General features: G+C 65.0%; 14 protein-coding genes. 12 read left to right on the top strand and 2 right to left on the bottom strand.

All coding sequences use genetic code 11. The features are described 5' to 3' along the window. Positions 1 to 39: 39 nt before the first annotated feature. The 9 genes from QPK32_RS13315 to QPK32_RS13275 all read left to right on the top strand — a co-directional run bounded on the left by QPK32_RS13315 (position 40) and on the right by QPK32_RS13275 (position 10633). Positions 40 to 1011, top strand: a complete 972-nt coding sequence (locus QPK32_RS13315) for a DUF3667 domain-containing protein (protein ID WP_290413301.1) — start codon at positions 40 to 42, stop codon at positions 1009 to 1011. Positions 1012 to 1165: 154 nt separating this feature from the next. Further along, entirely contained in the window at positions 1166 to 2068 is a 903-nt protein-coding gene (locus tag QPK32_RS13310) for an NAD kinase (protein ID WP_290413300.1), read from the top strand. Positions 2069 to 2114: 46 nt separating this feature from the next. Next, on the top strand, positions 2115 to 3779 hold the full coding sequence (gene recN, locus QPK32_RS13305) for a DNA repair protein RecN (protein WP_290413299.1): 1665 nt from the start codon (positions 2115 to 2117) through the stop codon (positions 3777 to 3779). Positions 3780 to 3899: 120 nt separating this feature from the next. After that, positions 3900 to 5021: a ferrochelatase gene (gene hemH / locus QPK32_RS13300; RefSeq protein ID WP_290413298.1), complete on the top strand. Its 1122-nt coding sequence runs from the start codon at positions 3900 to 3902 to the stop codon at positions 5019 to 5021. A gap of 483 nt (positions 5022 to 5504) precedes the next feature. Further along, positions 5505 to 6053 (top strand): nucleotide exchange factor GrpE, encoded by a 549-nt coding sequence (grpE, locus tag QPK32_RS13295; RefSeq protein WP_290413297.1) that lies wholly within the window; start codon positions 5505 to 5507, stop codon positions 6051 to 6053. Positions 6054 to 6150: 97 nt separating this feature from the next. After that, positions 6151 to 8097 (top strand): molecular chaperone DnaK, encoded by a 1947-nt coding sequence (gene dnaK / locus QPK32_RS13290; RefSeq protein ID WP_290413296.1) that lies wholly within the window; start codon positions 6151 to 6153, stop codon positions 8095 to 8097. 267 nt (positions 8098 to 8364) lie between these two features. Further along, positions 8365 to 9489, top strand: a complete 1125-nt coding sequence (gene dnaJ, locus QPK32_RS13285) for a molecular chaperone DnaJ (protein ID WP_290413295.1) — start codon at positions 8365 to 8367, stop codon at positions 9487 to 9489. Positions 9490 to 9587: 98 nt separating this feature from the next. Continuing rightward, complete coding sequence (gene can, locus QPK32_RS13280; RefSeq protein WP_290413294.1) at positions 9588 to 10268, top strand: carbonate dehydratase; 681 nt, start codon at positions 9588 to 9590, stop codon at positions 10266 to 10268. Then, positions 10265 to 10633, top strand: coding sequence for a nucleotide pyrophosphohydrolase (locus QPK32_RS13275; protein WP_290413293.1), 369 nt, complete (start codon positions 10265 to 10267; stop codon positions 10631 to 10633). The genes can and QPK32_RS13275 overlap by 4 nt, the downstream gene beginning before the upstream one ends. 101 nt (positions 10634 to 10734) lie before the next feature. Here QPK32_RS13275 and QPK32_RS13270 read toward each other — a convergent pair whose 3' ends face one another. Continuing rightward, positions 10735 to 12411 carry a methyl-accepting chemotaxis protein gene (locus QPK32_RS13270; protein WP_290413292.1) on the bottom strand — a complete coding sequence of 559 codons (1677 nt, stop codon included), beginning with the start codon at positions 12409 to 12411 and terminating at the stop codon, positions 10735 to 10737. 665 nt (positions 12412 to 13076) lie between these two features. On the opposite strand from QPK32_RS13270, the gene QPK32_RS13265 reads away from it, so the two are divergent. The 3 genes from QPK32_RS13265 (at position 13077) to QPK32_RS13255 (ending at position 16822) form a co-directional block, all read left to right on the top strand. Beyond that, the gene (locus QPK32_RS13265) at positions 13077 to 13859 is read left to right on the top strand and encodes a gamma-glutamyl-gamma-aminobutyrate hydrolase family protein (protein WP_290413291.1); all 783 of its coding nucleotides are present in this window, start codon (positions 13077 to 13079) and stop codon (positions 13857 to 13859) included. A 123-nt stretch (positions 13860 to 13982) separates the two neighbouring features. Then, on the top strand, positions 13983 to 15353 hold the full coding sequence (locus tag QPK32_RS13260) for a glutamine synthetase family protein (protein WP_290413290.1): 1371 nt from the start codon (positions 13983 to 13985) through the stop codon (positions 15351 to 15353). 44 nt (positions 15354 to 15397) lie between these two features. Beyond that, on the top strand, positions 15398 to 16822 hold the full coding sequence (locus tag QPK32_RS13255) for an aspartate aminotransferase family protein (protein ID WP_290413452.1): 1425 nt from the start codon (positions 15398 to 15400) through the stop codon (positions 16820 to 16822). Positions 16823 to 16986: 164 nt separating this feature from the next. Here QPK32_RS13255 and QPK32_RS13250 read toward each other — a convergent pair whose 3' ends face one another. Beyond that, on the bottom strand, positions 16987 to 18444 hold the full coding sequence (locus tag QPK32_RS13250) for a sodium:solute symporter family protein (RefSeq protein ID WP_290413289.1): 1458 nt from the start codon (positions 18442 to 18444) through the stop codon (positions 16987 to 16989). Positions 18445 to 18483 lie beyond the last annotated feature (39 nt).

Below are 18483 nucleotides of genomic sequence, written 5' to 3'. Positions count from 1 at the left end.
GTTTACCATATAGTTTCCCGACAATTGCCAGGAACCACCGTGAAACACGAAGCGCTCGACCACCAAGCCGCCAGCGATTGCCCGAACTGCGGCGCCGATGTTTCCGGCAACTTCTGCCACCAGTGCGGACAGGAGACGGTACTGCATCCGCCCAGCACGCGCGAGTTCCTGCACGAATTCATCGGCCACTACGTCGCCCTCGAAGGCAAGCTGTGGCAGACCTTGCGGCTGCTCCTGCTCAAACCGGGGCAGCTGACGCTGGAATACATGGCGGGCCGGCGCGTGCGCTACGTCCAGCCGCTGCGCGTGTACCTGACCTTCAGCGTGATCTTCTTCGCCGTCCTGAAGTTCACCGACCATGGCGACAAGGAGATCATCCATACGGGCCCGGTCAAGGAGCGGGCGGCCGGCAAGCAGGACGGCAGCGCTCATGCGCCCGCGCCTGCCGCGGAAAGCGAGACCGCGGACGGCGACGGGGGCCGGACCAAGGATGGCAAGGTCGCTGTCATCAGCGAGGACAAGCCGGGCGAATTCCGAGAAGGCACGCGCGACGTGCGCAAGGTAGTCAACGACGCCAGTCCTTACCTGGGCGAAAAGCTCGAGCATTTCGTCGACCTGTCGCAAGCGGAGCGGGAAAGGGTGTTGCGGGCCGCCTTCTACGGCTACGCGCCGTACGCGATCTTCCTGCTGATGCCGCTGTTCGCGTTGTACCTCAAGGTGCTGTACCTGGGCTCGGGACGGCGCTACGGCGAACACCTGCTGTTCGCGCTGCACACGAATGCCTTCGCCTTCCTGATGATGGCCCTGATGCGGCTGGTGCCGAATGGCTTCGGCCTCGTCACCTTCGCCCTGTGGATCTGGCTGGCGCTGTACCTCCCCAAGGCCATGCGGCGCGTGTACGGCGGCGGCCGCATGCTGACGGTGCTGCGCTGGGCGGTGCTGATGTGTTTCCATTGGCTGTCGATCGGTGCCGCGCTGCTGCTGGCGGTGGCGTTCGGCGTGCTGCATTGAGGTGTTGCCAAGAAGTATTTTCCGAGTCGCTTGCGGGAAGCGCATCCGCCCAACTATACTGTGTGTTTGTACAGTATTTGCTGAGTTGCGATAGTGCAGAAGCCAAGCGAATCGGTTAATCTTCTGTCTCCTCATTACCGCCGCCGAGAGTCGTATGTCCGTGACGCCTGAACCGCAACAAACCATCGCGCTGGTCGTGCGGCACAACACGGCCGGGATCGACGAGCCCGTCAAGGCCATCGTCGACTTCCTGCGCGGCCGCGGCTACCGCGTCGTGTTCGAGCAGGAAACGGCCTCGCACGTGGCCGTGTCCGGCGTCGATGCGATGACGGTGGGCGAGATCGGCGAGCACTGCGCCACCGCCATCGTGGTCGGCGGCGACGGTACCATGCTGGGCATCGCGCGCCAGCTGGCGCGCTTCAAGCTGTCGCTCATCGGCATCAACTCGGGCCGGCTGGGCTTCATCACCGACATCCCGATCGACCGCATGCTGCCGGCGCTGGGCGAGATCCTGAGCGGCAAGGCGCGCGCCGAGGAGCGCACGCTGCTGGAAGCGCGCGTCATGCGCGGCGGCGCCGAGATCCACTGTTCCGTCGCCGTGAACGACGTCGTGGTGGCGCGCGGCACGGGCGCTGGCATGGCCGAGCTGAAGGTCACGGTCGACGGCCAGTTCATGTACAACCAGCGGTCGGACGGCCTGATCGTCTCCACGCCCACCGGCTCCACGGCGTACGCGCTGTCGGCCGGCGGCCCGCTGCTGCACCCGACGCTGGCCGGCATCGTGCTGGTGCCGATCGCGCCGCACGCGCTGTCGAACCGCCCGATCGTGGTACCGGACAACAGCGAGATCGTGGTCGAGATCGTCAATGGCCGCGACATCAGCGTGAACTTCGACATGCAGACCTTCACGAGCCTGCAGCACGGCGACGAGATCGTCATTTCGCGTTCGCCCGACACCATCACCTTCCTGCATCCGGAAGGGTGGAGCTACTACCATACCCTGCGCGAAAAGCTGCACTGGAACGAATATCCGTCCAGCGGCGACAAACCAAGGTAACCGCACCAGGTAACCGCAGGCCATCCACCAGGAGACCCCTTTCTTCATGTTGCGCACACTGACCATCCGCGACTTCGTCATCGTCGACACGATCGAGCTCGAGTTCTCGAACGGCTTCACGGTATTCACCGGGGAGACCGGCGCCGGCAAGTCGATCCTGATCGATGCGCTCCAGCTCGCGCTGGGCGGCCGCGGCGACGCCAGCATGGTGCGCGAAGGCGCGCTCAAGGCCGACATCAGCGCCGAGTTCGCGCTGACACCGGCGGCAAGCAGCTGGCTGGACCAGAACGAATTCTCGTCGGAAGAGGGCGGGGCGCTGCTGCGCCGGGTGATCGACAATGCCGGCCGCTCCAAGGCCTACATCAACGGCAGCGCCGCCACCGCGAGCCAGCTGCGCGAACTGGGCGAGCTGCTGGTCGACATCCACGGCCAGCACGCGCACCAGTCGCTGCTCAAGGGAGATGCCCAGCGCGCGCTGCTCGACAACCAGGTCGCCGTGCGCGACCCGGACGCCGCCGAACAGGTGCGCGAGGTCGCGACCACGTACAAATCGTGGAAGGCGCTGGCGCGCCAGCGCGAGGAATACGAGACCAATGCCAGGAACGTGCTGCTGGAACGCGAGCGCCTCGAATGGCAGGTCGGCGAGCTCGACAAGCTGGCCGTCAAGCCGGGCGAGTGGGCCGAGGTCACCAACGAACACAGCCGCCTGTCGCATGCGGCCAGCCTGATCGAGGGCGCGCAGGAAGCGCTGAATGCGCTGTCGGAAGCGGAGCAGCCCATCCTGTCGCAGCTGTCCTCGCTGAACCAGAAGCTGGCCAAGCTGGCCGACGTCGATGCCGGCCTGCAGGCCGTGCTCGACTGCATGGAGCCGGCGCGCATCCAGCTGCAGGAAGCGGTGTACGCGCTGAACAACTACGTCGACAAGATCGAGCTCGATCCGGAGCGCCTGTCCCAGGTCGACGCCCGCCTCGATGCCATCCACGGCACGGCGCGCAAGTTCCGCGTCACGCCCGAGGAACTGCCGGACGAGCACGCGACGCTGAAGGCCAAGCTGCAGCAGCTGGCCGACGCCAGCGACGTCGAGGGCCTGAAGCGCCAGGAAGACAAGGCCAGGGGCGTCTACATGGAAGCGGCGCGCAAGCTCTCCGCCACCCGCGCCGCCATGGCCCAGCGCCTGTCCTCGCAGGTGTCGGAAGCGATGCAGGAACTGTCGATGAGCGGCGGCCGCTTCGAGGTCGCGCTCAACCCGTGCGAGCCGGCCAGCTACGGCCTGGAGCAGGTCGAGTTCATGGTGGCCGGCCACGCCGGCGTCGTCGCGCGGCCGCTGGCCAAGGTGGCGTCGGGCGGCGAACTGGCGCGCATCTCGCTGGCGATCGCCGTGATCACGGCGCACGCGACGACGGTGCCCACGCTGATCTTCGACGAGGTCGACACGGGCATCGGCGGCGGCGTGGCGGAAGTCGTCGGCCGCCTGCTCAAGCGCCTGGGCCAGAGCCGGCAAGTGCTGTGCGTGACCCACCTGCCGCAGGTGGCGAGCCAGGCCAACCAGCACTTCCAGGTGGCCAAGGGCACGACCGAATACGGCAAGACCGTGTCGCGCATCGACGTGCTGGACAACAAGGCGCGGGTGGAAGAGGTGGCGCGCATGTTGGGCGGCATCGAGATCACCGAGACCACGCGCAAGCACGCGCGCGAGCTGCTGGCGTCCTGAGCGGCGCGATGACTGCCGGTACGCCGTCGCGTGCCGGCCCTATCGGACCGATCAGTAATATCAACTCGGCATCAATACGGCGCCAATCTATAATGGCGCCAAATAATCATCCACGCTCCCATGGCCTACCGCAAAGAACCGCCCCACCAGCACGGCACAGTGTCCCGCAGTGCCATCGTGCTCGTCAACCTCGGCACGCCCGACGCCCCGACCCGTCCTGCGGTGCGGCGCTACCTGAGGCAATTCCTGTCCGACCCGCGCGTGGTCGAGATCCCGCGCGCCGTGTGGAGCCTGATCCTGAACCTGGCGATCCTGCCGTTCCGCTCCGGCGCGTCGGCCAAGAAGTACCAGACGATCTGGATGCGCGAAGGTTCGCCCCTGAAGGTGTACACGGAGCGCCAGGCGGTGCAGCTGCAGAAGCTGCTGGCCGAGCGCGGCCACCAGGACGTCGAGGTCGTCATGGCGATGCGCTACGGTTCCCCATCGCTGCCGGACGTGCTCGACGGCCTGAAGGCGCGCGGCGTCGATCGCATCGTCGTGCTGCCGGCCTACCCGCAGTACTCCGGCACCACCACGGCCTCGGTCTGGGATGCCGTGTTCGCCCACTACAAGGACGTACGCAACGTTCCGGAGCTGCGCCTGGTGCGCAACTACCACGACCACGAAGGCTATATCGAGGCGCTGGCGCGCCGGGTGGAGGCCTATTGGGAAGCGCACGGCCGCGGCGACAAGCTGGTGATGAGCTTCCACGGCGTGCCCAAGCGCACGCTGGAGCTGGGCGATCCCTACCACTGCGAATGCCACAAGACGGCGCGCCTGCTGGCCACCCGCCTGGGCCTGGGCGCGGACGAATACCTGGTCACGTTCCAGTCGCGCTTCGGCAAGGCGGAATGGCTGCAGCCGTACACGGCGCCGACCGTGCAGCAGCTGGCGCAGCGCGGCGTGCGCCGCATCGACGTCATGTGCCCGGGCTTCACCAGCGACTGCCTGGAGACGCTGGAAGAGATCAATATGGAAGTCCGCCACGATTTCGAATCGAACGGCGGCCAGGAATACCACTATATCCCCTGCCTGAACGACAGCCCGGACTGGATCGCGGGCCTGGCGGAAGTCGCCGAGCAGCACCTGATCGGCTGGCCGACCATGCTCACGCCCGTGCAGCAGGCAGCGCGCAAGCGCGATGCCCAGGTCGGGCACGAGTACGCCATTTCCCTCGGCGCGGAGCAAGCGCCTGTCTCGTAGGCGCCAGGCGTGGGCAGGTAAATCGGGCCAGTGCCCGATTTACTCCGCACGACGCATTCTTCAACGGTGTCGGCAGGCCGGCGGGCATGCGATGCCCACCATGGCGTGAACGAGAGACATTCCCAATCAAGCTGCTAGAATGGCACGTTTTGTGGCGCCGGATTGAGCTCGGCCAGGCAGATCGCGAGCAGCGTCAGCAGGGTGTAAGCCACCACGGCGCCACTGATCAGATGCAGTTTCATGATGGTTCCCTATCGGAGGTCGGCGCATGCGCGCTGGATGTCTTATAGGAAACATGTTGACATGCCGTGCCGATGACAGGGCCTGCGGGTTGGTAAATCTTGTAACAAAAGATGACACCCCCGACATGCCAAGGGTGCAATTCCCCTTGAAAATGTAGGAGATCGCCCCATATGCGGGCCTGTACGACGAAGATCATTCGTCAATCCATCAGCCAAGTCCTTGATTCCAGGAGTTTTTTCGATGCAAGACCAAGAAAACCAAGAAGTGGCGAAGCAGCCCGAAGGTGACGCCGCGCCCGCGGCCGAACAGCAGACCGCGGCGCCGGCCGGATCCGGTCTCGAAGAACAGCTGAGCGCTACCGAAGCCAAGCTGGCCGAGATGCACGACGCCTTCATGCGCGCCAAGGCCGAGGCCGACAACGTCCGCCGCCGCGCCCAGGAAGATGTCGCCAAGGCCCACAAGTTCGCGATCGAGAGCTTTGCCGAGGCCATGGTGCCGGTGCGCGACAGCCTGGAGATGGCCTTGAAGGTCGAGGCGCCGACGGTCGAGTCGATCAAGGAAGGCGTCGAGATGACCCTCAAGCAGTTGACCGCCGCCTTCGAGAAGAATCGCCTGGTCGAGGTGATGCCGCAGGCCGGCGACAAGCTCGACCCGAACAAGCACCAGGCCGTGGCCGTCGTGCCGGCGGACCAGGAAGCGAATACCGTGGTGGCCGTGCTGCAGAAGGGCTATATGATCGCCGACCGCCTGCTGCGTCCGGCCATCGTGACCGCCGCCGCCCCGAAATAATGTTGCGTTGAAGCTTCTTCAAGCTCTTGAAAGCAAGCGGTATTTCCCAATATTCGGCACATCTGGAAAACTGAAGTACTAAAAAGGAAAAAATATTATGGGCAAAATCATCGGTATCGACCTGGGCACCACCAACAGCTGCGTGGCCATCATGGAAAATGGCCAGCCCAAGGTCATCGAAAACGCGGAAGGCGCCCGTACCACGCCTTCGATCATCGCTTATCAGGAAGATGGCGAGATCCTGGTCGGCGCGCCGGCGAAACGCCAGGCCGTCACCAACCCGAAGAACACCCTGTTCGCCGTCAAGCGCCTGATCGGCCGCAAGTTCGACGAGAAGGAAGTGCAGAAAGACATCTCGCTGATGCCGTACCAGATCACCAAGGCCGACAACGGCGATGCGTGGGTCGGCGTGCGTGACAAGAAGCTGGCGCCGCCGCAGATCTCGGCCGAAGTCCTGCGCAAGATGAAGAAGACCGCCGAAGACTACCTCGGCGAAGAAGTGACCGAAGCCGTCATCACCGTGCCGGCCTACTTCAACGACTCGCAGCGCCAGGCGACCAAGGACGCCGGCCGCATCGCGGGCCTGGACGTCAAGCGCATCATCAACGAGCCGACCGCGGCCGCGCTGGCATTCGGCCTGGACAAGACCGACAAGGGCGACCGCAAGATCGCCGTGTACGACCTCGGCGGCGGTACCTTCGACGTGTCGATCATCGAGATCGCGGACGTGGACGGCGAGAAGCAGTTCGAAGTGCTGTCGACCAACGGCGACACCTTCCTGGGCGGCGAAGACTTCGACCAGCGCGTGATCGACTACATCATCGACGAATTCAAGAAGATCAACGGCCTGGACCTGTCCAAGGACCCGATCGCCCTGCAGCGCATCAAGGCATCGGCCGAGCGCGCCAAGATCGAACTGTCGTCGTCGCAGCAGACCGAGATCAACGAGCCGTACATCGCCATGGCGAACGGCGCCCCGGTCCACCTGAACCTGAAGATCACCCGCGCCAAGCTGGAAGCCCTGGTCGAGGAACTGATCGCCAAGACCATCGAGCCGTGCCGCGTCGCCATCAAGGATGCGGGCGTCAAGGTCTCGGACATCGACGACATCATCCTGGTCGGCGGCATGACCCGCATGCCGAAGGTGCAGGAGAAGGTGAAGGAGTTCTTCGGCAAGGATCCGCGCAAGGACGTCAACCCGGACGAAGCCGTCGCCGTCGGCGCCGCCATCCAGGGTTCCGTGCTGTCGGGCGACCGCAAGGACCTGCTGCTGCTGGACGTGACCCCGCTGTCGCTGGGTATCGAGACCCTGGGCGGCGTGATGACCAAGATGATCCAGAAGAACACCACGATCCCGACCAAGTTCTCGCAGGTGTTCTCGACCGCCGACGACAACCAGCCGGCCGTGACCATCAAGGTGTTCCAGGGCGAGCGCGAGATCGCCGCCGGTAACAAGGGCCTGGGCGAGTTCAACCTGGAAGGCATCCCGCCGGCACCGCGCGGCACCCCGCAGATCGAAGTGACCTTCGACATCGACGCCAACGGCATCCTGCACGTGGGCGCGAAGGACAAGGCCACCGGCAAGGAAAACAAGATCACCATCAAGGCGAACTCGGGCCTGTCGGAAGACGAGATCCAGAAGATGGTGAAGGACGCCGAGCTGAACGCGGAAGAAGACAAGAAGGTCAAGGAACTGGCCGAGTCGCGCAACCAGGCCGACGCGCTGGTCCATTCGACCCGCAAGTCGCTGACCGAGTACGGCGACAAGCTGGAAGCCGGCGAGAAGGAAAAGATCGAAGCGGCGATCGCCGACCTGGAAGGCTCGATCAAGTCGGGCGACAAGGCCGACATCGACGCCAAGGTCGCCGCGCTGTCGACCGCCGCCCAGAAGCTGGGTGAGAAGATGTACGCCGACATGCAGGCCCAGCAGGGTGCCGCGGGTGCCCAGGCCGGTGCCGGTGCGCAGCCGGGCGCCGACGCGGGTGCCAAGCAGGACGACGATGTGGTGGACGCCGACTTCAAGGAAGTCAAGGACGCCAAGTAATATCGTCGAGCGAAAGCCGCCCGCGCGGCTTTCGTTGCCGAACCCGCCGAGCCGATGCAACCGCCAGGTGCCCGGCTCGGTTTTTTTGTAAAGATCCCCTTCATCCCAGCGCGTTGTATTTCCAGCCGGATCGCAGCAAGCCCGCCATGCTCGCGGTATACTCGAGTGTTTTGGACTGCAGATCCCGGTCGGGACGACGCCGCGCGCAAGGTTGCCGGGGCTTTTCACAGTTCGCCAGTACAGTAGATAACAGCAAGGTGCCGCCAAATGGCAAAGCGTGATTTTTACGAGATCCTCGGGGTCGCGAAAGGTGCTTCGGAAGAAGACATCAAGAAGGCCTATCGCAAGCTTGCGATGAAATACCACCCGGACCGCAACCCCGACAACAAGGAAGCGGAAGAGAAGTTCAAGGAGGTCAAGGAAGCCTATGAGATGCTGACCAATCCGGAGAAACGCGAGGCATACGACCGCTACGGTCATGCCGGCGTCGATCCGAACAGCGGCATGGGCGGCGGCTTCGGCGCCGGCGGTTTCGGCGATGCCTTCAGCGACATCTTTGGCGACATCTTCGGCGGCGGCCGTCGTGGCGGCGGTGGCGGTCCCCAGGTGTACCGCGGCGCCGACCTGCGCTACAACCTCGAGATCACGCTGGAACAGGCGGCCGGCGGCTTCGACACCACGATCCGCGTGCCGAGCTGGGACAAGTGCGACACCTGCCACGGCAGTGGCGCCAAGCCGGGCACCTCGCCCGTCACCTGCTCGACCTGCCATGGCCACGGCCAGGTGCGCATGCAGCAGGGCTTCTTCTCGATCCAGCAGACCTGCCCGAAGTGCCACGGCAGCGGCAAGATCATTCCGGAACCGTGCGCGGCCTGCGGCGGCGCCGGACGCATCAAGCGCAACAAGACGCTCGAGGTCAAGATCCCGGCCGGCATCGACAACGGCATGCGCATCCGCTCCTCGGGCAACGGCGAGCCGGGCACCAACGGCGGTCCTCCGGGCGACCTGTACGTCGAGATCCACATCAAGCCGCACCCCGTGTTCCAGCGCGAAGGCGACGACCTGCACTGCGAGATGCCGATCTCCTTCAGCAAGGCTGCCCTGGGCGGCGAGATCGAGGTGCCCACGCTGGGCGGCAAAGTGTCCTTTACCATCCCCGAAGGCACCCAGACCGGCAAGACCTTCCGCCTCAAAGGCAAGGGCATCAAGGGCGTGCGTTCCGGCTATGCGGGCGACCTGTTCTGCCACGTCGTGGTCGAGACCCCCGTCAAGCTGACGGACAAGCAGAAGGACCTGCTCAAGGAGTTCGAGCGCCTGACCAACGACGGCGGCGCGAAGCACAGCCCGCAGAGCAAGGGCTGGATGGATAAAGTGAAGGACTTCTTCGAGTAAGAAGTCCCGGACCGCTGAACGGTGCAAGCCTTCGGCGGTTTTTTTTGACTGGCGTATGGCCAGTCAGGCAAGTATCTGCAACAAAGAGAGGAGTTCACATGGCAAAAACCCCCACCGGCCTGACGGCCGCCGACCTGTTCGAACGCAACCGCCAATGGGCCGCGACGATGGTCGAACAAGACCCCGGCTTCTTCAAGGACCTCGCCTCGCAACAGGCCCCGGAATACCTGTGGATCGGCTGCTCGGATAGCCGCGTGCCTGCCAACGAACTGCTGGGCATGGCGCCGGGCGAGCTGTTCGTGCACCGTAACATCGCCAATGTGGTCTCGCATTCGGACCTGAACGCGCTGACCGTGCTGCAGTTCGCCGTCGACGTGCTGAAGGTCAAGCACATCATCCTGTGCGGCCACTACGGCTGCTCGGGCGTGGGCGCGGCGCTGAACAACACCCGCGTGGGCCTGGCCGACAACTGGCTCGGCCACGTGCGCGACGTGCGCGACAAGCACGAGAAATACCTCGGCGCCGTGGCCGGCAAGGCCGCCGCCGACCGCCTGGTCGAACTGAACGTGGCCGAGCAGGTCATCAACATCGCCCAGACCACCGTCGTGCGCGACGCCTGGGAACGGGGCCAGGACCTGACCATCCACAGCTGGGTCTACGGCGTGCACGACGGCCTGCTGCGCGACCTGGGCATCACCGTCAGCAGCTATGACGAGATCCAGCCGAAGCTGGACCTGATCCTGGCGCGCTACCGGGAATCGGGCGGGAGCCACAAGTGAGCCGGCCCGGCGGCGAACTCGAACAATTGCGCGCCATCGTGCGCGCCTTCGTCGACGAGCGCGACTGGGACCAGTTCCACGCGCCCAAGAACCTCGCCGCCGCGCTGACCGTGGAAGCGGCCGAGCTCCTGGAACACTTCCAGTGGCTGCGCGACGGCGGCAAGGAGGAACTGGGCGAAGGCAAGCTGGAGCAGGTGCGCCACGAGATGGCCGACGTGCTGGTCTACCTGGTGCGCCTGGCCGACAAGCTCGACGTCGACCTGTTCGCCGCCGTGGAGGAAAAGATGGTGCTCAACCGGGCCAAGTACCCGGCCGAGCTGGTGCGCGGCGACGCGCGCAAGTACCACGAATACAAAGACCGGTAGGGTGGGCGGCTCTGCCGTCCACGCGTTCGCTACCGCTTGCCGATTCGGTAACTCAACCGGTGCCAATCACCGCGTGGACGGGAAACCCGTCCACCTTACGATCAGAACGTTTCCCACTCCTCTTCTTGCCTGGCCGGCGCCGCGCGCTGCGCGTTGGCCGGCTTGGCCACGACAGCCACCGCACGCGCCGCCGCCTGCGCCGGCCTGGCCTTGGCCGCAACTGCCGTACCGCCGCCCGCGATCTTGAACGTGCTGACCAGCTGCTCCAGCGCGTTCGACTGTTCCTGCATCGACTGCGCGGCGGCCGCCGCTTCCTCGACCAGCGCCGCGTTCTGCTGCGTGACCGAATCCATTTCGCCGATCGCCTGGTTGATCTGCTCGATGCCCGCTTCCTGCTCGTGGCTGGCCGACGAGATCTCGGCCATGATGTCGGTGACGCGGCGCACGCTCGTGACGATGTCTTCCATGGTCGAGCCGGCCTGCTGCACGAGGCGGCTGCCCTCGTCGACCTTGCCGACCGAGTCGCCGATCAGCGCCTTGATTTCCTTGGCGGCGGCGGCCGAGCGCTGCGCCAGGTTGCGCACCTCGGAGGCCACCACGGCGAAGCCGCGGCCCTGTTCGCCGGCACGGGCCGCCTCGACGGCGGCGTTCAGCGCCAGGATATTGGTCTGGAACGCGATGCCGTCGATGACGCCGATGATGTCGACGATCTTGCTGGCGGATTCGTGGATCGAATCCATCGTGGTGACGACGTCGGCCACCACGGCGCCGCCGCGCTTGGCCACGTCCGAGGCCGACTTGGCCAGCTGGTTCGCCTGGCGCGCATTCTCGGCGTTCTGCTTGACGGTGGCCGTCAATTCTTCCATCGACGAGGCCGTTTCTTCCAGGGCGCTGGCCTGCTGCTCGGTGCGGCTGGACAGGTCCAGGTTGCCGCTGGCGATCTCGCCGGAGGCGGTGACGAGGGTGCCGGTGCCGCTGCGCACGCGGCCCACGATGGTCTGCAGCGAACCGTTCATCTCCTTCAGCGCGGCCAGCAGCTCGCCCGTCTCGTCGGTGCTGTCGACCTCGATGCGGCTGGTGAGATCGCCGCCCGCGACGGTGCGGGCAATGTCGACGGCGCGGCGCATCGGCGCCGTGATCGAGCGGGTGATGAACCAGGCAACGGCGACGGCCACCAGCGTGGCCAGCACCGATACCACGGCCAGCACCACGCGCGCCTGCTCGTAGTCGGCCTTGCCCCTGGTCTGTTCCGTTTCGTTGCGCGCCGCCTGGTCGTCCAGCATCGTGTTGAGCGCTTCCTGCCAGGCCTTCGCCGCCGGTACCGCATCCCGCTTCAGCAGCGCGATGGCTTCGTCGTTCCTGTTGGCGCGCGCCAGCGTCACGATGTTCGAGACGATCGGCATGGCTTTCTCGCGCGCTTCCTTGACCTTGGCCAGCAAGGCCCGCTGCTCGGGGTTCGTGGTCAGCTCTTCCGACCGTTTGCGCCAGCGACCGTAGTCGTCCCATGCGCCGTCGAGCGTCTTGGCCAGCGCGGCCATGCCATCTTCGTCGGTAGTCAGGATGAGATCCCGTACGGTGACGGAGATGCGGCGCTGCGCATCGCGCATCCCGTTGGCGGCCTCGGTCTTGGCGTTGCTGTCGTTGACGATCTTGTCGGTCAGATCGTTAAGCCGGCTCATGTTCTTGAAACCGGTGAACGCAACCAGCAACAGCAGGGCCAGCACCACGCCGAACCCCAGGGCCAGGCGCTGACCGATCTTCATGCTGCGTAACTTCATGTTCGTTCCTTCTGATGTAAAAATGAAAGCGAGCACCGGTTCCCCACGTTGGCATCCCGGGATGCCAACGCAGACACGTTACGGGGAATGGAAATGGAAATGCTGGTTACGGCCCGCAGTAACCTGCAGGTCGTCATCCAAAGGATTCTAGGAGGCGTATTGATGTGGAACAACCAAAAAGATGCCGAGTGGAAAACATACAACATAATTATTTCAGATGGGTATGTACCATTGAATTATGAATAATGCGGAAACGTGGTTTCCGATGAATCACGCCACATGGTCGCTGTCTCGAATAATGTATGGAGCTGTATTCAAGGAGGAAAATTATCGTTGGACGTTCTGAGACGGACATCGCCAGGATGCCAGCGTATAGGGGCGTTTACGCCATCAAAGGATTTTTACTGGAACGGGCCATGGGCCTGTCCTACCATGCCGTATCGATGGCGAGTCAGGAAGCCGCCCGTTTGTGTTGGCATGGTTTTCGAGTTGCCGTTATGATTTTGCTACTGGTTTCGAAACAGGGAACCTTATTCCACTAGCAAATTCCACAAGGAACGCAAGATGTAACGCGCGTTTCTTGATCTGGATTAACGGCCACCCGCACTCGGGACCGAATGCAGTATGATGGTCCGTGTGCGCCTCACTTTACAAAGGTAGAGACCATGCGCCCGATCGTTCTCGTCCCCGCTTGCACCCGCGACTTCGGCGAACATCCGTACCACGCGGCCCAGCACAAGTATGTCGACGCCATCGTGCTCGGCGCGGATTGCGCGCCGCTCATCCTGCCGTCGCTGGGGGCATCGCTCGACCTCGAGACGATGCTCGACCTGTGCGACGGCATCATGCTGACCGGTTCGGCGTCGAACGTGCATCCCAGCTACTACTCCGAAGACGTGCTCGACCCGTCGCTGCCGCAGGATCCCGCACGCGACCAGACCACCTTGCCGCTGATCCGGGCGGCGGTCGAGCGCGGCATTCCGATCATCGCGATCTGCCGCGGCTTCCAGGAGATGAACGTGGCGCTGGGCGGCAGCCTGCACCAGGCCGTGCAGGCGGTGCCGGGCAAGTTCGACCACCGCGAGAATCCCGAGCTGGGCATGGACGAGCAGTACGGCGATGCGCACAAGGTGGCGCTGGTCGAGGGCGGGATGCTGCACGGCATCCTGGGAACGCCGGAAATCCCCGTGAATTCGCTGCACGGGCAGGGCGTGAACGAACTCGCGGCCAACCTGGTCGTCGAGGCGACCGCCGAGGATGGGCTGGTGGAAGCATTCACGGTGGGGAACTCGCCCGGCTTCACGCTGGCCGTGCAATGGCATCCGGAGTGGCGCATCATCCACAACCCGCACTCCATGAAGATGTTCGGCGCGTTCGGCAATGCCTGCCGCGCCTACCAGCAAGCCAAGCAGGCCGCCAGGCACGCGACGATACGGGACGCCCTATGACACGCGATGCCAGGTGGGCGGTCCGGCCCGTTCCATAGCTTCCCTGTTCCCATCGATGCACCCCTGCGGCGTGCGCGGCTTGGCACGCGCTCCGCGCTTTCATCCAACGAACAGAGAATCATCATGGCTATCCGCGACAATTTTTCCTACAACGATATGGATGAGTGGCTCAACGGCAAGCGAGTCACCGAAATCGAATGCCTGGTCCCCGACCTGACCGGCGTCGCGCGTGGAAAGATCCTGCCACGCGTTAAATTCACCGAAGACCGCGGCATGCGCCTGCCGGAAATCGTGCTGGGCATGACCGTCACCGGCAACTCGCCGGAAAACGACGACGCCTTCGACCGCGCCATCTCCACCACCGACCGCGACATGATCCTGAAGGCCGATCCAGGCACGATCACGATGGTGCCGTGGGCCGTCGACCCGACCGCGCAAGTCATCCACGATTGCTACTTCGCCGACGGCCGCCTGGTCGACTTCGCCCCGCGCAGCGTGCTGCGCCGCGTGCTCAAGCTGTACGAACAGAAGGGCTGGAAGCCGCTGGTGGCGCCCGAGCTCGAGTTCTACCTCACGGCCAAGAACATCGACCCCGACCTGCCGCTGCGCGCGCCGATGGGCCGCAGCGGCCGCTCCGAGACCAGCCGCCAGGTCTACAGCATCGATGCGGTCAACGAATTCGACCCGCTGTTCGAGGATATCTACGACTACTGCGACATGATGGGCCTGGACGTCGACACCCTGATCCACGAGATCGGCGCCGGCCAGATGGAGATCAACTTCCAGCACGGCGAGCCGCTGGGCCTGGCCGACAAGGTCTTTTATTTCAAGCGCACGCTGCGCGAGGCCGCGCTCAAGCACGACATGTATGCCACCTTCATGGCCAAGCCGATGGCCGGCGAACCCGGTTCGGCGATGCACGTGCACCAGAGCGTCGTCGACGGCGCGACGGGCCGCAACATCTTCAGCAAGGAAGACGGCTCGCCGTCCGACCTGTTCCGCTGGTACGTGGGCGGCCTGCAGCGCTACATGCCGTCGGCGATGGCGATCGTGGCGCCCTACGTGAATTCCTACCGCCGCATCGTGCGCCACACGGCCGCGCCGATCAACCTGCAGTGGGGCATCGACAACCGCACCGTCGGCATCCGCGTGCCGGTGTCCGGCTCGCAGGACCGGCGCGTCGAGAACCGCGTGATCGGCGCCGACGCCAACCCGTATCTGGCGCTGGCCGTCACGCTGGCCTGCGGCTACCTCGGCATCAGCGAGCAGCTGGAACCGACGCCGATGGTCGAGGGCAATGCCTACAAGATGGCCGTCGACCTGCCGCAAGGCCTGCCGGAAGCGCTGAGCCGCCTGCGCGGCGAGGACCGCCTGCGCGACATCCTGGGCGAGCGCTTCATCGACGTCTATTCCGCCGTCAAGGAGCTCGAGCACCAGGAGTTCATGACCGTGATCAGCCCGTGGGAACGCGAGCATCTTCTCCTGCATGTCTGAACGCATGATGAGACCGAACACAATGGGAGGCAGTCATGAACGACATGGCATGCGAGGAGGGCCTGTGCACGCCGGCCCCTGACGTCATCGATATCCGCGCGCTGCAGCAGCTCGACAGCGCGCACTACCTGCACCCGTTCACCGACCACAAGGCGCTGCGCGAACGGGGTGCGCGCGTGATCGTGCGCGGCGACGGCATCTACCTGTGGGATGCGGACGGCCAGCGGATCATCGACGGCATGTCCGGCCTGTGGTGCGTGAACGCGGGCTACGGCAGGACGTCGATCACGCGCGCGGTCGCGCAGCAGATGGACACGCTGCCCTTCTACAACAGCTTCTTCAATACCACCAACGTGCCCGCCGTGCGCCTGGCGGCGCGTCTCGCGGACATCGCGCCGGCGGGATTCGAGCGCGTGTTCTTCACCAGCTCCGGCTCCGAAGCCAACGACACGGCCGTGCGCATGGCCTGGCGTTACTGGCAGCTGATGGACCAGCCCGAACGCCAGTTCATCGTCAGCCGCCGCAACGCCTACCACGGCAGCACCATCGCCGGGGCCTCGCTGGGCGGCATGGACGCCATGCATGCGCAGGGGGCGCTGCCCATTCCCGGTTTCGTGCACATCGACCAGCCCAATGTCGCGGAATCGGGCGCGGGCATGAGCGAAGCGGAATTCGGCCTGCAGGCGGCCGGCTGGCTGGAACAGAAGATCCTCGCCGTCGGCCCGCAGCGCGTGGCCGCCTTCATCGGCGAGCCGGTGCAGGGCGCGGGCGGCGTGATCATCCCGCCGTCGACCTACTGGCCGCACATCCAGCGCATCTGCGACAAGTACGGCATCCTCCTGATCGCGGACGAAGTGATCTGCGGCTTCGGCCGGCTGGGCGCGTGGTTCGGCAGCGAGCGCATGGGCATGCGGCCCGACCTGATCACCTTCGCCAAGGGCGTCACCTCGGGCTACGTCCCGCTGGGCGGGGTGCTGGTGGGAGAGCGCGTGGCCGAGGCGCTGGTCGAGCGCGGCGGCGATTTCCACCACGGCTTCACGTATTCCGGCCACCCGGTCGCCTGCGCGGCGGCGCTGGAAAATCTGCGCATCCTCGACGACGAAGGACTCGTCGAACGCGTGGCGCACGAGACGGGACCCTGCCTGAAGACGGCCTTTGCACGGCTGGCGGCGCATCCGCTGGTGGGCCACGCCGAGAGCATCGGCCTGGCGGCCGGGCTGAACCTGGTGCGCCGCAAGGGGGAAACCGTGCACGACTGCGAGCCGTTCGCGCGGACGCTGGGCGTGGGCATGCTGTGCCGGGCGCACATGTTCGACAACGGTGTCGTGATGCGAGCCGTGGGGGACAGGATGATCGTGGCGCCGCCGCTCGTCATGACGTGCGCGCAGATCGACGAGATGGTGGAGCGGATCCGGGCTTGCCTGGACTTGACGCTGGAGGATGTGGTCGGGCGCGGGTGGATGGATTGATGTTCGGCTTCGTCGGACTCAGCATGGGTTCCCGCCTTCGCGGGAACGACGCGCTTAAGCTAACGCATCAATTCCGTCGTCCCTGCGCAGGCAGGGACCCATGCTGAGCGCAACGAAGCCATCAAGGAAGAAGGCCCCGGTCATCCAACCGGGGCCTTCTTCAATCAGGCGCTGAACACCGTCTTGTGCGCCTCGTGCCGGTTCTTGAGCACCTGCGGCGCCAGCGACCCGACGACCATGCCGATCAATGCAGCGATCAGGCCCGCCAGCTGGCCCGGGAACGCCTCGCCCAGCGACGAGATCTGCGGGAAGAACAGCAGCCAGGCCGCGATGCCGGCGGCGATCGACAAAATCGCGCCCTGCGTCGTCGCGCGCTTCCAGTACAGGCCCATCACCAGCGGCACGAAGGCGCCGACCAGCGTGACCTGGTAGGCCGAGGACACCATGTCGTAGATCGAGGTGCCGCGCATCGCGATCGCATAGGCCAGCACGAGGGCGGCGAAGATCACGATGGTGACGCGCATCGCCAGCAGCTGCTGGCGGTCGTTCATGCCGGGGCGCAGGTTCTTGAGGATGTTCTCGACGAAGCTGGTCGACGGCGCCAGCAGCGTGGCCGACGAGGTGCTCTTGATGGCCGAGAGCAGGGCGCCGAAGAACAGGATCTGCATGATCAGCGGCATCTGCGTCATGACGAAGGTCGGCAGCACGCGCTGGTAGTCGTTCTTGGCCAGTTCCATCGCATCGTTGCCCATCACGATGACGGCGCAGGCGACGATGAACATCGGGACGAAGGCGAACAGGATGTAGCTGGCGCCGCCGATCACGGCGCCGGCACGTGCCGTCGGGGCGCTGTTGGCGGACATCACGCGCTGGTACACGTCCTGCTGCGGGATCGAGCCCAGCATCATGGTCACGGCCGAGCCGACGAAGAAGGCGATGTCGGTGAATTTCGCCTCCGGCAGGAATTTCCACAGCTCGGCCTTGTGCGCCATGTCGATGACGGCGCCGGTGCCGCCGGCCAGCTTGGCCGAGAACACGGCGATGATCGACAGGCCCACGACCAGCACGATCATCTGGATGAAGTCGGTGATCGCCACGGCCAGGAAGCCGCCCACGACCACGTAGATCAGCACGGCCAGCGTGCCGACGATCATGCCCATCGTCTCCGACATCGCGCCGCCCGTCAGCACGGAGAACACGAGGCCCAGCGCCGTGATCTGCGCCGCCACCCAGCCCAGGTAGGACAGGATGATGGCGGCCGAGCAGAACACCTCGATACCCTTGCCGTAGCGGGCGCGGTAGTAGTCGCCGATCGTGAGCAGGTTCAGTTTGTACAGGCGCGCGGCGAAGAACAGGCCGACGAGGATCAGGCAGGTGCCGGCGCCGAACGGGTCCTCGACCAGCGCGCCCAGGCCGCCTTGCACGAACTTGGCGGGAATGCCCATCACCGTCTCGGCGCCGAACCAGGTGGCGAAAGTGGTCGTGATGACCATCACCAGCGGCAGGCTGCGGCCGGCCACGGCGAAGTCGGCCGTGTTCTTGATCCGCGACCCGGCCCAGACGCCCAGGCCGAGCGTGCCGAGCAGGTAGAGCACGACAGACGAAATCAGGATGGTGTTCATGTGTTGGTGTGCCCCGGCGGAAATGGAATTTCGGGTTGG

Origin of the sequence: Massilia sp. YIM B02763, assembly GCF_030412015.1 — a bacterium.
In the GTDB taxonomy this organism is placed as follows: Bacteria; Pseudomonadota; Gammaproteobacteria; order Burkholderiales; family Burkholderiaceae_D; genus Telluria.
This window is presented reverse-complemented; position numbering and strand designations above follow the sequence as displayed.

Bases quoted from the DNA above. Each gene is read 5' to 3' on its own strand.
- recN (WP_290413299.1), top strand. From the start codon at position 2,115: ATGTTGCGCACACTGACCATCCGCGACTTCGTCATCGTCGACACGATC.
- grpE (WP_290413297.1), top strand. From the start codon at position 5,505: ATGCAAGACCAAGAAAACCAAGAAGTGGCGAAGCAGCCCGAAGGTGAC.
- QPK32_RS13270 (WP_290413292.1), bottom strand. From the start codon at position 12,411: ATGAAGTTACGCAGCATGAAGATCGGTCAGCGCCTGGCCCTGGGGTTC.
- QPK32_RS13310 (WP_290413300.1), top strand. From the start codon at position 1,166: ATGTCCGTGACGCCTGAACCGCAACAAACCATCGCGCTGGTCGTGCGG.
- QPK32_RS13260 (WP_290413290.1), top strand. From the start codon at position 13,983: ATGGCTATCCGCGACAATTTTTCCTACAACGATATGGATGAGTGGCTC.
- QPK32_RS13250 (WP_290413289.1), bottom strand. From the start codon at position 18,444: ATGAACACCATCCTGATTTCGTCTGTCGTGCTCTACCTGCTCGGCACG.
- dnaJ (WP_290413295.1), top strand. From the start codon at position 8,365: ATGGCAAAGCGTGATTTTTACGAGATCCTCGGGGTCGCGAAAGGTGCT.
- dnaK (WP_290413296.1), top strand. From the start codon at position 6,151: ATGGGCAAAATCATCGGTATCGACCTGGGCACCACCAACAGCTGCGTG.
- hemH (WP_290413298.1), top strand. From the start codon at position 3,900: ATGGCCTACCGCAAAGAACCGCCCCACCAGCACGGCACAGTGTCCCGC.
- QPK32_RS13265 (WP_290413291.1), top strand. From the start codon at position 13,077: ATGCGCCCGATCGTTCTCGTCCCCGCTTGCACCCGCGACTTCGGCGAA.
- QPK32_RS13255 (WP_290413452.1), top strand. From the start codon at position 15,398: ATGGCATGCGAGGAGGGCCTGTGCACGCCGGCCCCTGACGTCATCGAT.
- can (WP_290413294.1), top strand. From the start codon at position 9,588: ATGGCAAAAACCCCCACCGGCCTGACGGCCGCCGACCTGTTCGAACGC.